This window comes from Cognatundibacterium rugosum (assembly GCF_014284365.1).
GTDB lineage: Bacteria > Pseudomonadota > Gammaproteobacteria > Burkholderiales > Burkholderiaceae_D > Undibacterium > Undibacterium rugosum.
This window is the reverse complement of the sequence record NZ_JACOGG010000005.1, coordinates 188052-201997: the sequence shown is the minus strand read 5'-3', so window position 1 is coordinate 201997 and position 13946 is coordinate 188052. Positions and strand designations below refer to the sequence as shown.

The 13946-nt window shown below is 51.2% G+C and carries 16 protein-coding genes; 13 read left to right on the top strand and 3 right to left on the bottom strand.

Annotation, left to right across the window (positions count from 1 at the left end; genetic code table 11):
* The first annotated feature begins 1 nt into the window (after nt 1).
* Genes H8K47_RS06720 through motD form a run of 3 tightly spaced genes read left to right on the top strand, consistent with a single transcriptional unit; the run spans nt 2 to nt 2223 of the window.
* On the top strand, nt 2-733 hold the full coding sequence (locus H8K47_RS06720; RefSeq protein ID WP_186880637.1) for an RNA polymerase sigma factor FliA: 732 nt from the start codon (nt 2-4) through the stop codon (nt 731-733).
* On the top strand, nt 715-1449 hold the full coding sequence (locus H8K47_RS06715; protein WP_186880636.1) for a flagellar motor protein: 735 nt from the start codon (nt 715-717) through the stop codon (nt 1447-1449). Before H8K47_RS06720 ends, H8K47_RS06715 begins: the two co-directional genes overlap by 19 nt.
* A 12-nt stretch (nt 1450-1461) precedes the next feature.
* Entirely contained in the window at nt 1462-2223 is a 762-nt protein-coding gene (gene motD, locus H8K47_RS06710) for a flagellar motor protein MotD (protein ID WP_186880635.1), read from the top strand.
* Nucleotides 2224-2341: 118 nt separating this feature from the next.
* Here the strand turns inward: motD and H8K47_RS06705 are convergent, their stop codons facing one another.
* From H8K47_RS06705 to flgA, 3 genes are all read right to left on the bottom strand, one after another.
* Complete coding sequence (locus tag H8K47_RS06705; protein ID WP_186880634.1) at nt 2342-2824, bottom strand: flagella synthesis protein FlgN; 483 nt, start codon at nt 2822-2824, stop codon at nt 2342-2344.
* 2 nt (nt 2825-2826) lie between these two features.
* Nucleotides 2827-3138, bottom strand: coding sequence for a flagellar biosynthesis anti-sigma factor FlgM (flgM, locus tag H8K47_RS06700; RefSeq protein WP_162021061.1), 312 nt, complete (start codon nt 3136-3138; stop codon nt 2827-2829).
* 123 nt (nt 3139-3261) lie between these two features.
* A complete protein-coding gene (gene flgA / locus H8K47_RS06695) occupies nt 3262-3993 on the bottom strand; it encodes a flagellar basal body P-ring formation chaperone FlgA (protein WP_186880633.1) in 732 nt (243 codons plus the stop codon).
* A gap of 178 nt (nt 3994-4171) precedes the next feature.
* On the opposite strand from flgA, the gene flgB reads away from it, so the two are divergent.
* From flgB to flgK, 10 genes are all read left to right on the top strand, one after another.
* Nucleotides 4172-4579: a flagellar basal body rod protein FlgB gene (flgB, locus tag H8K47_RS06690; RefSeq protein ID WP_186880632.1), complete on the top strand. Its 408-nt coding sequence runs from the start codon at nt 4172-4174 to the stop codon at nt 4577-4579.
* 2 nt (nt 4580-4581) lie between these two features.
* Nucleotides 4582-4986, top strand: coding sequence for a flagellar basal body rod protein FlgC (flgC, locus tag H8K47_RS06685; RefSeq protein ID WP_162021058.1), 405 nt, complete (start codon nt 4582-4584; stop codon nt 4984-4986).
* A gap of 18 nt (nt 4987-5004) precedes the next feature.
* Nucleotides 5005-5679 (top strand): flagellar hook assembly protein FlgD, encoded by a 675-nt coding sequence (locus tag H8K47_RS06680; protein ID WP_186880631.1) that lies wholly within the window; start codon nt 5005-5007, stop codon nt 5677-5679.
* 45 nt (nt 5680-5724) lie between these two features.
* Nucleotides 5725-7077 (top strand): flagellar hook protein FlgE, encoded by a 1353-nt coding sequence (flgE, locus tag H8K47_RS06675; protein WP_186880630.1) that lies wholly within the window; start codon nt 5725-5727, stop codon nt 7075-7077.
* Between the two features lie 50 nt (nt 7078-7127).
* Entirely contained in the window at nt 7128-7868 is a 741-nt protein-coding gene (flgF, locus tag H8K47_RS06670; protein ID WP_186880629.1) for a flagellar basal-body rod protein FlgF, read from the top strand.
* Between the two features lie 71 nt (nt 7869-7939).
* Nucleotides 7940-8722 (top strand): flagellar basal-body rod protein FlgG, encoded by a 783-nt coding sequence (flgG, locus tag H8K47_RS06665; protein ID WP_186880628.1) that lies wholly within the window; start codon nt 7940-7942, stop codon nt 8720-8722.
* Between the two features lie 28 nt (nt 8723-8750).
* Nucleotides 8751-9416, top strand: coding sequence for a flagellar basal body L-ring protein FlgH (locus H8K47_RS06660; RefSeq protein ID WP_186880627.1), 666 nt, complete (start codon nt 8751-8753; stop codon nt 9414-9416).
* Between the two features lie 18 nt (nt 9417-9434).
* Nucleotides 9435-10574 carry a flagellar basal body P-ring protein FlgI gene (locus H8K47_RS06655; protein ID WP_186880626.1) on the top strand — a complete coding sequence of 380 codons (1140 nt, stop codon included), beginning with the start codon at nt 9435-9437 and terminating at the stop codon, nt 10572-10574.
* 9 nt (nt 10575-10583) lie between these two features.
* On the top strand, nt 10584-11483 hold the full coding sequence (flgJ, locus tag H8K47_RS06650; protein ID WP_186880625.1) for a flagellar assembly peptidoglycan hydrolase FlgJ: 900 nt from the start codon (nt 10584-10586) through the stop codon (nt 11481-11483).
* 209 nt (nt 11484-11692) lie between these two features.
* A complete protein-coding gene (gene flgK / locus H8K47_RS06645) occupies nt 11693-13939 on the top strand; it encodes a flagellar hook-associated protein FlgK (RefSeq protein ID WP_186880624.1) in 2247 nt (748 codons plus the stop codon).
* Nucleotides 13940-13946 lie beyond the last annotated feature (7 nt).

Genomic DNA, 13946 nt, shown 5'->3' with positions numbered 1-13946 from the left:
TATGTACACCGCTAGCGGAAAATCAGACAAAAGCTATCTGCTCAAGGAGCACGTGCCTCTGGTCAAGCGACTCGCTTACCAGTTAAAGGCACGTCTGCCGCCCAGTGTGGAAGTAGATGATCTGGTGCAGGCAGGCATGATAGGCTTGCTGGATGCGGTCAACCGCTACGAAGATACCCATGGCGCCCAATTCGAAACCTATGCCGTGCAGCGCATACGTGGTGCCATGCTGGATGAATTGCGCAATACCGACTGGCTGCCGCGTGGCGTGCGTCAGAATATGCGCAAAATTGAAAGCGCCATGAGCTTGCTGCAGCAAAAGCTGGGTCGGCCGCCGACCGAAACCGAAGTCGCCAAATCGCTCAAACTTAGTCTGTCTGAATATCAGGATATTCTGGGTGACAGTGGTGGTCACCAATTGGTGTATTACGAAGATTTTCACGATGCTGAAACCAAGGAACACTTCCTGGATCATTATTGCTCAGACAGTTCGGGCGATCCTTTGCAGGACTTGCTCAATGATGACTTCCGCGATGCGGTGATCGGTGCGATTGATAGCTTACCCGAGCGTGAAAAACTGCTCATGGGTTTGTACTATGAGCAAGAACTGAATCTGAAAGAAATTGGTGCGGTCATGGGGGTATCAGAATCCCGTGTCTCGCAATTACATAGTCAGGCAGTTGCACGTTTGCGTGCGTATCTGAGGGAGAAGGCGTGGACTGGGCTAGCGTAGCGGGAATTATCCTGGTGATGGTGGGGATAGGCGCTGGCCAGCTGATGGAGGGCGGTAAGCTATCTTCGCTGCTGCAGCCGTCCGCCTTTGTCATAGTCTTTATCGGTACCCTGGGTGCAGTGCTGCTGCAAAGCCGGATGACGACTTTCCGGCGTGGTTTGCGCATGCTGCGCTGGGTCATCAGTGAACCACCGGATACTAGCCGTAAAAATATTCAGGATGCGTTGAACTGGAGCCTGATCGCACGCCGTGAAGGCTTTCTGAGCCTGGAGCGTTATATGAGTAATTCAGGCGATGCTTTTATCAATAAGGGCTTGCGTCTGGTGATCGATGGCGTCGATCCGGTGCGCCTGAAAGAAATTCTGGATGTCGATATTTCCCTTTATGAGATGGAGCAGCGCCAGGCAGCACGCATCTGGGATTCTGCCGGTGGCTATTCTCCGACTATCGGTATCCTGGGCGCGGTGCTGGGTCTGATCCATGTGATGGAAAACCTGTCCGATCCGGCGCGGCTGGGCGGCGGTATTGCGGTCGCTTTTGTGGCAACGATTTATGGTGTTGGACTGGCCAATCTGTTTTTCCTGCCGGTCGGACATAAATTAAAAGAGATTATTGCGCGTGAAGTCACACGACGTGAAATGCTGGCCGATATCTTCTTCAGCATCGCAACCGGCGACAGCCCGCGCGTGATCGAAGAGCGGGTTGCTAATCATTGATGATGTCCCATCATGGCACGTAGACGATATCAGGAAGAACCGGAAAATCATGAACGTTGGCTGGTGTCGTATGCTGACTTCATTACCTTGCTGTTTGCTTTTTTTGTGGTGATGTATGCGATCTCCTCGGTCAATGAAGGCAAGTATCGTGTGCTGTCTAACTCGCTGACCGGTGCATTTAGTAGTTCCTCCAATAATAATGCGGTACAGCCGGTGGTAGTGCCGCCGGTGGTGAAGCTCGATGCGTTGCCGGTGACAAAAAACCGTTCGCATGAAGCACTGCGTAAAGAGCGGGAAAAAATGACCGGTGTTGCAACCGACATTATGGCCGTGCTGGAACCGCTGGTGCGCGAGGGGAAGGTCAAGGTGTCACAGACCAGTCGCGGCGTTACCATAGAAATCAATGCGAGCTTGTTATTCCCTCCGGGCGAAGCAAAGCTGAATACCGATTCGATACAGGCCCTGATCGCAATTGCATCGGTGCTTAAACTGGATAATCACGCAATACAAGTCGAAGGCCACACCGATAATCTGCCTATCCGCAATCCTGTATTTCCATCCAACTGGGAATTGTCAGCGGTACGCGCCAGTACCGTGGCACGTTTGCTCACAGAGAATGGGGTTGACGAGTTGCGCGTCACTGCAGTCGGGCAGGGCGCTAAATTGCCGGTCGATCTGAACGATACACCGGAGGGCAGGGCGCGTAACCGTCGCGTGACCGTCACTGTCTTGTCAGTATTGCCTGAGCCTGTGATTGAGGTACCGCTGCCCTGATACTGCCCTATATGCTGACGGTCATAGCAGAGCATGAGCCATAGCAGAGCATGAAAAAAGCACGCTTGGCGTGCTTTTTTATTTGTTTGACTCGTTTAGCTAAGTCGGATGAGAGCTATCAGCGTACGATCACGCCTTTGACTGGCATGGCTTGTATGCTGGATTGTCCATTCGGGCCATACAAAGCAGCAGTTGCGCTTCCTTGCTGGAACACGCCCAGCGCCGCCTGATTTTGCGATAATTTTCTGCTGATGAGTAAGCCATTGGTGTGATTACATTCTTTGGCTTTTTCAGATATGCTCAGCAATTCCTGCCATGCGAGGCGCGCTTCATCTGAGCTTGTATTCAGGTGCTGATCCATGCCGTCCAGCGTTTGCTGGTAGCCCGCATTACTGAGGCAGTTTAAGCGTATGCGCTCCAGCTCATTGATTTTACGGACTAATTCACTTTTGCTGGCGACAACTTCGTTCAATATATGCAAATCGTCGTCGACAAGCGCGTCCTGTTCAGATTTCAGCAATGTCGCCAACGCCGTCATGGCGAGGGTTTCATCTTTGACGCATTGCAGGATGGTGGAGTCTGTTGCGCTTGTCGTACTCATGTCTATCGTTTTCTGGAGTTAAGCAGATCCTTAACCGTCTCCAAAAGTCCATCAGCCACTTTTTCTGAGTTGACCTGGAAGCGTCCCTCAGAAATGGCTAATTTAATTTCTTCGACTTTCTTCGCTTCAAACACTGCATTGCTCGCTTGCGTACCCTGCATGGCTTGCAATTGTGTCGAGAGCGAAGAGATCTGCACGTTAATCGAAGGCGACGGCGTATTGTTGACTGCTTTATCCGGCGCTCTGTCTGTTCGTGCCTGCTGCGGACTCACTGGGAGCCCGGCAGTTTTATTTAGTGTGTCATTAATTTTCACAGCGATACCCTCGATAGTCGGACTTATCTACTTCTACAATCCGGTTATCGGCTGTCTCTTTTTAAACTTTAATTCTGGAGAGTAAATTTACAAAAAATATAAAAATCTATCAAAAATATAAAATTAGTAGTTAACTTCAATGATTCCGCCTGCTCTGGCGATGCCACTTACGGTTTGTCCTGAATTTGTTCTTGCTTTCGCCGTTTGTCCGTCGGCTGAATTGCTTAGCGACTGACCCTCTGTCGCAACCTGAAAACCCGGGCCCTGACTCACGATACGTACGGTCTGGCCTTGTTGTACCACAACCGGACTTTTCAATATATCCATCCGCAACAGGCTGCCGGATGCCAGTGACATACTCAGCGATTTCCCGATGGCTTGCTCAGGTGACATGATAATTCCGGCTGGCAGTGATGAAACCTCTCCTCTGACTTTACTTAAGTCATCGAGGTTGAGTACTTGTCCATTTTGCAAAGCTTTGGCCGCAACATAGTAGTCACTGGTGACCTGAACCTGGGCTTGCAGATAAATTTGCCAGGTTTTTGGTGTGTTACAGCGCACGCCGACCGAGAGTTTTCCCCAAGGTTTGCTACCTGGTGGCAGGAACGCCGTCATATCCTGACAGGCTGCCAGGTTCAGGCGGCTATCCACTTCATTGACGCTGATTTTGACCTCACCCGGCTGGTTGCTGGCCATTTGCTGTAAAAAATCGGCGGCGACTTTTTTGAGCTGAGTGTGGCTTTGATTGGGAGATGCTTCTGTTCCCTGTGCCTGCACCTGAGCATCAGCTGGCAGGCTAACTAATGCGCTGCAACTGATTGCTAACAGGACGGGACGTAAAAAAAGCGTATCCATGATCTTGGTTGTGGGTTGGTGTAATACGCATTGTAGGACGGGTCAGGATTTCCGAATTGATGAATAAGCGGGTTTTCCCCCTTTTACTTTGGGGATTGGACTTGTGCTGCGCGCTCTATGATGGGAAATATCAGAAACCGTCATTCGTAGCGTCCATGCGCTGTCAAAGGAGGATCCGGTGGTGAATAAGTTAGATGAATTCATGCGCTTCCATGAAACAGCGCTTTCCTTGCGCGGTCAGCGCCAGCAATTGCTGGCCTCGAATATCGCGAATGCGGATACGCCTAATTACAAGGCAAAAGATATCGACTTCGCGACGACGCTCACGAATACCTTGCACCTGAATTCGAATCAGGCTGCGCCCGTCGTAGAGCGCACTGATGCGCGTCACTTAGGTTTGAAAAATAGTCTGGGTGAAGCGCCTACGCTCTATCGCGGTAACGGGCAGGGCAATATCGACGGAAATACCGTGGATATGGACGCGGAGCGCAATGCGTTTACCGATAACGCGGTGCGCTACGAAGCCAGTATCACCATGATCAATATGCAGATCCGCAATATGCTTGCGGCCATACAGGGGCAATAATCATGTCGCTATTTAATGTATTTAATGTGGCTGGATCTGCCATGAGTGCGCAGTCACAACGGCTGAATGTGGTGTCGAGCAACCTTGCAAATGCCGACAGTGTCACCAGCTCCAATGGTCAGCCGTATAAGGCCAAGCAGGTAGTGTTCAGCGCTGTTCCGGTGGAAGGGACGCCGGCAACGGCAGTGCGTGTCAAAGAGGTGGTCGAGGATGCGACGGCTCCTAAGCTGCATTACGACCCTAAGCATCCGATGGCAGATGAAAAAGGCTATGTCGCCATGCCGAACGTGAATGTTGTCGAGGAAATGGTGAACATGATTTCCGCGTCCAGATCCTATCAGACGAATGTGGAAACAATGAATGCAGCAAAGACGATGCTGTTAAAAACTTTGACCTTGGGTCAGTAAGACAGGGAGTAAACAGACATGGCAACGATAGACACCGCGAATACAGTTGACCCGGCATTGCTGACAGCGATGAATGGTGCTAACGGTAAAACAAAAAACTCTACCCAGGATGCGCAGGATCGCTTTATGACGCTGCTGGTCACGCAGATGAAAAATCAAAACCCGTTGAATCCTATGGATAACGCGCAGGTGACCAGTCAGATGGCACAGTTATCCACGGTGACTGGTATAGAAAAACTGAATGCGTCGATGGTGACCATGAATTCCAATTACGTGGCCAGCCAGAGCCTGCAGGCCGCCAATATGATAGGTCATGGTGTGATTACGCCGGGTAGCAATATCGCATTGCAGGATGGTAAATCTGTATATGCACTGGACTTGCCACAGGCCGCAGACAAAGCCAGTCTGGTGATTAAAGACCAGACTGGTGCGGTGGTGCGTACGATTGCATTGGGTGCCTTGCCAGCCGGTTTAAATAATATGACCTGGGATGGTAAGAATGATGCAGGAACCACGCTGCCTAATGGGAGTTATCAGTATGAAGTGGCGGCCAGCGCAGGTAGTAAAAAGCTGGATGTGACGGCTTTGTGTTTTGGTGTGGTCAATAGTGTTACAGCAGGAACACAAGGCGTCAAACTGACTGTTTCCGGCGTCGGTCAGGTTGGCATGAATGATGTAAGGCAGATTTATTAAGTCCACTGGATAGTCCAGGTCAAGGCTAAATTAAGGAGAGATATCATGGGTTTTCAGCAAGGCTTAAGTGGTTTGAATGCGGCATCCAAGTCCCTGGATGTCATCGGTAATAATATTTCCAATGCCAATACAGTCGGGTTTAAGCAGGCACAGGTGCAGTTTGCTGATGTCTATGCGAACTCGTTGAGTGGTGCCTCCGCCAATGCGGTGGGGATTGGTGTCAAAGTGTCGAACATTGCTCAGCAATTCACACAGGGTAATATCAGTTCTACCAATAATCCGCTGGATATCGCGATTAACGGTAATGGCTTCTTCCGTCTCAGTACGAACGGTGCCATTTCTTATACCCGTAACGGCCAGTTTCAACTTGATAAAAATGGCGATATCGTGAATGCACAAGGCGCGCATCTCACGGGTTATATCGCCGACTCCAATGGCGTATTGTCGACGGGATCTGCTGCACCGATCAATATCAATACCGCGGATATCGCACCCGCCCAGACGTCCAAAATCAGTGGTGTGATGAATCTGGATTCGCGTGAATACGTGCCAGGTACGCAAAAGCCTGTCACCATTCCGCCAGTGATTACGCCGATTGCTTTTTCACCGACTGATCCGACTTCGTATAATAAATCCACCTCAGTCACGGTATTCGACAGTTTGGGGAATTCGCACGTAGTACAAACCTATTATGTGCGTATCGATCCTGTCACGACGCCACCAGCGGTCGCGGGTTCGATAGAGTGGAATGTGTTCTCTACGGTTGATGGAAATCGTTTTGATGCAACGGGTGCACTGACGCCAGCCGCCAGCCCTGCGTCACCGATAGGTAAGCTCGCTTTCGATAATCTGGGTAAATTGATCGGGGCTAATCCTGCATATGCGCCGACTGATCCGCGTGCGCTGCATTTCAAAGTGCCGGTTGCGTCGGGTGCTGTAACGCCGATTAACACCACTGCAGATATTCGTTTTGATTACACGAATTCCACGCAGTTTGGTTCTGACTTCAGCGTGAGCAGCATGAAGCAGGATGGATTTACTTCGGGCAAACTGTCTAAATTCAATACATCTAAAGACGGTACCATCGTAGGTAGCTATACCAACGGTCAGACTAAGGTACTCGGGCAGGTGGTCTTAGGAAGTTTTACAAATTCGAATGGCCTGCAATCCTTGGGTGATAACCAATGGGCAGAAACTGCCGCTTCCGGCCAGCCTTTGGTTGGTCCTCCTAACTCGGGAAATCTGGGGGCGCTGACTGCATCAGCAACCGAAGATTCGAATACCGATCTGACCGGTGAGCTGGTCAATATGATTACTGCGCAACGTGTGTATCAGGCCAATGCACAAACGATTAAGACGCAGGATCAGGTGATGCAGACTATCGTTAATCTCCGTTAATGAATAGGGGATGAAGATATGCGTTCGACCAGTATGAACAGGAGCAGACCATGGATCGCTTAGTCTATACCGCGATGACGGGAGCCAAACACGTTCTCGAACAGCAGGCGACCAATTCGCATAATCTGGCGAACGCAACCACCAACGGCTTTCGGGCGCAGCTTGATTCTTTCCGTGCGGTGCCGGTACAGAATGCAGAAATACCTACCCGTGCCTTTGTTGTAGATTCCACCGTTGGTGCTGACTTTAGTACCGGATCGATGCAAATGACCGGACGCGAGCTTGATGTTGCAGTGCAGGGCAAGGGGTGGCTGGTGGTCGAGCGCCCCGACGGTACAGAGGCATATACCCGCGCCGGTAGTCTGAAGCTCAGTGAAAATGGTGTATTGCAAACGCAGAATGGACAGAATGTCCTGGGTGACGGCGGCCCTATCACCATACCGCCGGATGTTTCGATTGCGATTGCTAAGGATGGCACGGTATCTACCGTGCCAAATGGGAATCGTCCGAACGCGGTGCAGGTTGTGGGGCGGCTGAAATTGGTCAATCCGCCGGAAGACAATCTGGTACGCGCTGATGATGGTTTATTTCGCACCAAAGATGGCGCAGTGCCGGATGCAGATCCGGCCGTCGGTGTCGCTGGTGGCATGCTGGAAAACAGCAATGTCAATGTGGTGGAGTCGATGGTTACCATGATTAATCTGGCGCGGCAGTTCGAAATGCAGATGAAGCTTTTGCAGAATGCGGAGAATAACGAGACAAAAGCCAGTCAGCTCCTCAGTTTGAGTTGATGTCTACAGGTGCACAATAGTCTCAAAATTTGCCAGCTTAATTGTGCCGTAACGGTGCGCAGGAGAAATGTATGATACGGTCTTTATGGATTGCGAAAACCGGTCTGGATTCGCAGCAGACCCAGATGGATGTGATTACCAATAATCTGGCGAACGTCAGTACGACTGGTTTTAAACGTTCACGCGCCGTGTTTGAAGATTTGCTGTATCAAACCATACGTCAGCCCGGCGCACAAAGTTCGCAGCAAACGCAATTGCCTTCCGGCTTGCAGCTCGGAACCGGTGTACGTCCGGTCGCAACTGAGAAAATCTTTACTCAGGGCAATCTGCAGCAAACGGGCAATAGCAAGGATCTGGCGATACAGGGGCAGGGCTTCTTTCAGGTATTACTGCCAGATGGAACCACTGCCTACACGCGTGATGGTTCGTTTCAAATGGATAATCAAGGCCAGTTGGTCACTTCCAGTGGGTTTGTGATTCAGCCTGCGATTACGATACCAGCCAATGCACAGTCGATTACCGTCGCGCGTGACGGCACGGTATCAGTCACCCAGCCCGGCGCGGCGGCTCCAGTTCAGGTTGGTTCCATTCAACTTGCGACATTCATCAATCCGACTGGCTTGCAGGCCCTGGGTGAAAATCTGTATGTGGAAACAGCCGCCTCCGGCAATCCTGGTACGAATGCACCTGGCACCAATGGTGCGGGCTTGTTATTGCAGAATTTCGTAGAAACCTCCAACGTGAATGTCGCCGAAGAACTGGTGAACATGATACAGACCCAACGCGCTTACGAGATCAATAGTAAAGCCATCACGACATCGGATCAGATGTTGCAAAAACTGTCGCAGTTGTAAGCGTAGATAAGAGATTGAGGACTGGATCATGAAATTCGCTAAACCGGCTTATCTGTTGAGTGTCGTCTTATTGTCGGCTTGCGCTGGTGCGCCCGCGCCTATCGTGCATCAGCCTATGAGCTTGCCGTCACAATCCGCTAAGCCTTTACGCGAAGCGAATGGTGCCATTTTTCAGAGCGCCAGCTACCGGCCTTTGTATGAAGATGCAAGAGCCAGAATGGTGGGTGATACGCTCACTATCACCATTGCAGAAAAAACGTCTGCTGCCAAAGCAAGTGCAAATTCCAACAGCAAATCTTCCAGCCTCGCACTCGCCACGCCTAACCTGTTTGGTTTGAACGCAGCGACGACCAGCCGTGGTTCTGTCAATACGAATGGCAGCTCCAAGTTCGATGAAAAAGGTGCGGAAACTGCCAGCAACAGTTTTACTGGCACGATAGCAGTGACGGTGATCGACGTGCTGCCTAACGGGAATTTACTGGTGAGTGGCGAGAAGCAGCTGGCCTTTGATAAAGGCGCGGAATTTGTACGTTTTTCCGGTGTTGTGAATCCTACGACCATCGCGGCGGGCAATGTGGTGGCATCGACTCAGGTCGCGGATGCACGCTTTGAATACCGTTCGAATACCCGCATTGATGCGACCGAAATGAATTCCATGCTGGGTCGTCTGTTCCTGAGTTTCCTCCCTATGTAAGGGAATTGAAAGTTAGCTATGAAAACCGGATTCTCCTTTCTCGTTGGCGCACTTCCTTCTGGGCTGTGCGCTGCATTACTGTTCTCGCTGAGTGCGCTGATATCGGCGCCTGCGCAAGCAGAGCGCATTAAGGATCTGGCTGGTATCCAGGGCGTGCGTCAGAATCAATTGCTGGGCTATGGGATTGTTGTCGGTCTGGATGGCAGTGGTGATCAGACGACGCAGACGCCATTTACCGTGCAGAGTATCGTCAGTATGTTGCAGCAAATGGGGGTGGCCTTGCCGGTAGGCTCGACGCTGCAGCTAAAAAACGTCGCAGCGGTAATGGTGACCACCAGTTTGCCGCCCTTTGCACAACCAGGGCAGGCGTTGGATATCACGGTGTCGTCGATGGGAAATGCTAAAAGCCTGCGTGGCGGTACCTTGCTGATGACGCCACTCAAAGGTGCTGATGGTCAGATTTATGCGATGGCACAAGGGAATGTGCTGGTTGGTGGGGTCGGTGCATCGGCCAATGGCAGTAAGGCTCAGGTGAATCATTTGAGCGTGGGCCGTATCTCTGGTGGTGCTACCGTGGAACGCGCTGTACCTAGTCCGGTCGCGAACGGTAATACGGTGCAGCTGGAGTTAAATAATTCGGATTTTTCGACAGCCAGCCGGGTGGTGGACGCGATCAACCGCCGGTTTGGAAATGATACCGCTGCAGCGCTGGATGGCAGGGTGATACAGGTAAAGGCGCCCGCCAACCCTGATCAGCGGGTCGCATTCTTGGGTAAGCTCGAGAGTCTGGATGTGACGCCCGCAGCGATGGTGGCGAAAGTGATACTCAATGCCCGTACCGGTTCTATCGTCATGAATCAGGCGGTCAGTCTCGAAACCTGTGCGGTTGCGCACGGCAATTTGTCGGTGGTGGTCAATACAGAGAATGCCGTCAGTCAGCCGAATACCTTGGCGGGTGGGCAAACGGTGGCGACTGGGAATTCCAATATCAGCATCACTAAAGATGCCGGTCAACTGATGATGTTGAAAGCAGGTGCTTCCTTGACCGATGTCGTCAAAGCACTTAATTCTATAGGCGCTACGCCTCAGGATTTGCTGGCGATATTACAGGCGATGAAGGCTTCAGGCGCTTTGCGTGCTGAACTGGAAATAATTTAAGGATCCGCCATGTTAGGACGTGCTGAAATTCCCGAAAACCGGCTGGCATTTGATACCCGTAGCCTGGATAGCCTGAAGCAATCGGCAAAAGATAATTCACCCGAGTCGGTGAAGGCAGCTGCCAAGCAGTTTGAGGCCTTGTTCATGAACATGATGCTCAAGTCTATGCGCCAGGCAGGCGGGCAGGACGGTCCGTTTGATAGTGAACAGACGCGTACTTATACTTCTATGCTGGACCAGCAGTTGTCGCAGTCGATGGCGAATAAGGGAATAGGCTTGGCGGACGCTTTAGTCAGGCAGCTCACCAATAACGCAGTAGCGCAGGCGATACAACCGGAAAACGCCAGTGCGCCACAGGCATTCGCTTCTCAGGGCATCAATCGTTATCTGGATAATCTGAAATTTGAACAACAACCGGTTCCTGATGTGAAAAGTGGTTTCTCCGGGCCTGCCCATGTACGTGAATTTCAGGAAAAACTGACTGCACATGCAGAAGAAGCCAGTAAAGCTACCGGCATTCCCGCTAAGTTCATGCTAGGCCAGGCCGCCCTGGAAAGTGGTTGGGGTAAGCGTGAAATCAAGACCGTCGATGGCAGTACGTCTCACAATATCTTTGGCGTCAAGGCCAACAATAGCTGGAAGGGTAAAACTGTTGATGCCGTGACGACTGAATATATCAACGGTGTGGCGCAGCGCCGGGTCGAGAAATTTAAAGCCTATGACAGTTACGCCGATGCGTTTAAGGATTACGCCAAGTTGCTGACGCAAAATCCGCGCTATGAAAACGTGATTGCTAATGCCAAAGATGCAAGCGCTTTTGCACAAGGTTTGCAAAAAGCCGGGTACGCAACAGACCCTAACTATGCGAATAAACTGACCCGTATCATTAAACAAAATCTGTCCGTGTGAGTTGTTAACTCAGGATTTGAATAACAATACATTTTTCGCAATATCGCCTTTACAGGGGACTGAGGTGTAGACTGGCTGGCACGAATAAGGCGCAGGCTATCATCAGGCGCTGATGTCATATATATTTCCCTCATTAAAGTTTTTCAGAAATTCTCCGAAAACAAGGGTGATGACGTGTAAAGGCGTGGCACAACTCAATAGGTTGAATTATGGGAACGAACGTTCTGAACATAGGGCAAAGTGCTCTGGCAGCAGCCCAGATGGGGATTACCACCACCGGCCATAATATTGCCAACTCATCAACTCCAGGGTACAGCCGTCAGGTATTGGTGCAATCAGCCAATGCGCCACAGAATTTGGGCGGCTCTTTTGTCGGGCAGGGTGTGACGATCAGCCAGATCCAGCGTCAATACAATCAGTTTATCGGGCAACAGGTCAATTCTTCGCAGACCTCGCTGAACCAGGTGAGCGCGTACGCCGGTCAGATCCAGCAGATTAATAATCTGGTTGCTGACCCAACTGCGGGTGTAACGCCAGCCTTACAGGATTTCTTCAAGTCGGTACAAAACTTATCGAGCAGTCCAAATGGCACAGCTGGCGCTGCTGCGCGTCAGGCAGTGATTTCAAATGGTCAGGCACTGGCCAATCGTTTCACCAGCCTGCAAGGGCGGATGGATCAGATCCGCACGGACGTCAATGGTGAAATTGCCGGAGCTGTCAGTTCTATCAATGCCTACTCCACGCAATTGGCAGCCTTAAATGAAACGATAGCAAAATCGCAAAGCTCTACCGGTTCGCCGCCGAACGATTTGCTGGATCAGCGTGATTTGCTGGTTACCGAATTATCCAAGCTGACCAAGGTGACGGTGATCCCGCAAGATAATAAATACAATGTGTTTATTGGCAATGGTCAGCCTATTGTACTCGGCGGTACAGTGAATCAATTGCAGGTCAGTGTTTCTGCGACCGACCCAAATCGTTCAGAGGTTGCTTATACTTCGAACGGAAATGTGACTCAAATTCCTGAAAACGGCTTGCCTGGTGGTAAATTGGGCGGCTTGTTTGATTTTCGTGCCAATACCTTGGATCCGGCGCAAAGCGCGATTGGTCGGGTAGCGGTCAGCATTGCGTCTGCGTTCAATCAACAACATGCCTTAGGCCAGGATTTGAATGGTCAAATGGGCGGAAATTTTTTCAATATCGCGCAACCGGTCAATACACCCGGCGCGGGCAACACCACCTCAGCGCTGGTAACCTCGAAGATTGTCGATGCGTCAGCTCTGAGTACCAGCGATTATCGTCTGCAGATTACAGCACCAGGTACTTATAAGGTGACACGCCTCAGTGATGGTCAGGTAACGAATTCAACTTCCCAGCCAGTGGTGGTCGATGGCGTCAGTATGGAATTCCCGCAGCCGCCCGCCGCACAGCCTGCAGCAGGCGACGAATTTTTGATCAAGCCCACCTCGAACGCAGCAAACAGCCTGGCGGTCGCCATCAGTGATCCGAACAAGCTGGCGGTGGCGTCGCCGGTCAGTAGTGTTGCACCGACCACCAATACTGGCTCAGGAAAAATTTCCTCCGGTAATTTTGATTCACTTGCCGCATCCGCATCCACCTCGGCCACAGCGACGATCAGTCCGGTGAAAACGGATAATTCGTTTAAGTCCAGTACGCTGACTCCAGCAGTGACGTTGACCTATTCAGGTGGCTCCCTGACGGGCTTTCCTGCAGGACAAATCGTTTCCGTCACCAACGCCGGGGTCACCACAAATTATCCGCCGCCAGCGACCGTGCCGTATACCAGTGGTGCGCAGATCAGCGTTGCGGGAATGAGCTTTGCCATTAAAGATGGTGCGGCTCCGCCCAGCAATGGTGACCAGTTCAGCCTGGCACCCGCAACGCCGGTGGCCTCGACGAAGCTGACATACAATTCAGCGACTAACACCTTGAGCGGATTTCCTGCGACAGCGAATGTAACGGTTACGAACGGCAATTCGGTCACGACTTATCCGGCTGGCAGTAATATCCCGTTCACTGCAGGTTCAACCATTAGCTTTAGCGGAGCAAGTTTCACGGTGACCGGTAGCCCGGCAAATGGCGATGTATTCAACATCACGCCGAACACCAATGGCACTGGTGATAATCGCAATGCGCTGGCTTTAGCCACCATCCAGACTAAGAATCTGTTGGTCGGGAATACCACAACGATACAAGGTGCGTATGCGCAATTCGTGAGTCTGGTCGGTAATAAGACCGCCGAATTGCAAGTCACCAGAGCCTCTGAAACCAAAATGCTGTCGCAGGCAGTGGCTGCTCAGCAAAGTGAATCCGGCGTCAATCTGGATGAAGAGGCAGCCAATTTATTGCGTTATCAACAGGCTTATCAGGCTGCAGGCAAGTTAATGCAGATCGCCAGTCAATTATTTGATGCCTTGCTGACGCTGGGTAGATAGAGGTAAT

Coding starts and splice junctions, on each gene's coding strand:
- H8K47_RS06720 (WP_186880637.1), top strand. CDS start 2: ATGTACACCGCTAGCGGAAAATCAGACAAAAGCTATCTGCTCAAGGAG.
- motD (WP_186880635.1), top strand. CDS start 1,462: ATGGCACGTAGACGATATCAGGAAGAACCGGAAAATCATGAACGTTGG.
- H8K47_RS06705 (WP_186880634.1), bottom strand. CDS start 2,824: ATGAGTACGACAAGCGCAACAGACTCCACCATCCTGCAATGCGTCAAA.
- flgA (WP_186880633.1), bottom strand. CDS start 3,993: ATGGATACGCTTTTTTTACGTCCCGTCCTGTTAGCAATCAGTTGCAGC.
- flgC (WP_162021058.1), top strand. CDS start 4,582: ATGTCGCTATTTAATGTATTTAATGTGGCTGGATCTGCCATGAGTGCG.
- H8K47_RS06680 (WP_186880631.1), top strand. CDS start 5,005: ATGGCAACGATAGACACCGCGAATACAGTTGACCCGGCATTGCTGACA.
- flgE (WP_186880630.1), top strand. CDS start 5,725: ATGGGTTTTCAGCAAGGCTTAAGTGGTTTGAATGCGGCATCCAAGTCC.
- flgF (WP_186880629.1), top strand. CDS start 7,128: ATGGATCGCTTAGTCTATACCGCGATGACGGGAGCCAAACACGTTCTC.
- flgG (WP_186880628.1), top strand. CDS start 7,940: ATGATACGGTCTTTATGGATTGCGAAAACCGGTCTGGATTCGCAGCAG.
- H8K47_RS06660 (WP_186880627.1), top strand. CDS start 8,751: ATGAAATTCGCTAAACCGGCTTATCTGTTGAGTGTCGTCTTATTGTCG.
- H8K47_RS06655 (WP_186880626.1), top strand. CDS start 9,435: ATGAAAACCGGATTCTCCTTTCTCGTTGGCGCACTTCCTTCTGGGCTG.
- flgJ (WP_186880625.1), top strand. CDS start 10,584: ATGTTAGGACGTGCTGAAATTCCCGAAAACCGGCTGGCATTTGATACC.
- flgK (WP_186880624.1), top strand. CDS start 11,693: ATGGGAACGAACGTTCTGAACATAGGGCAAAGTGCTCTGGCAGCAGCC.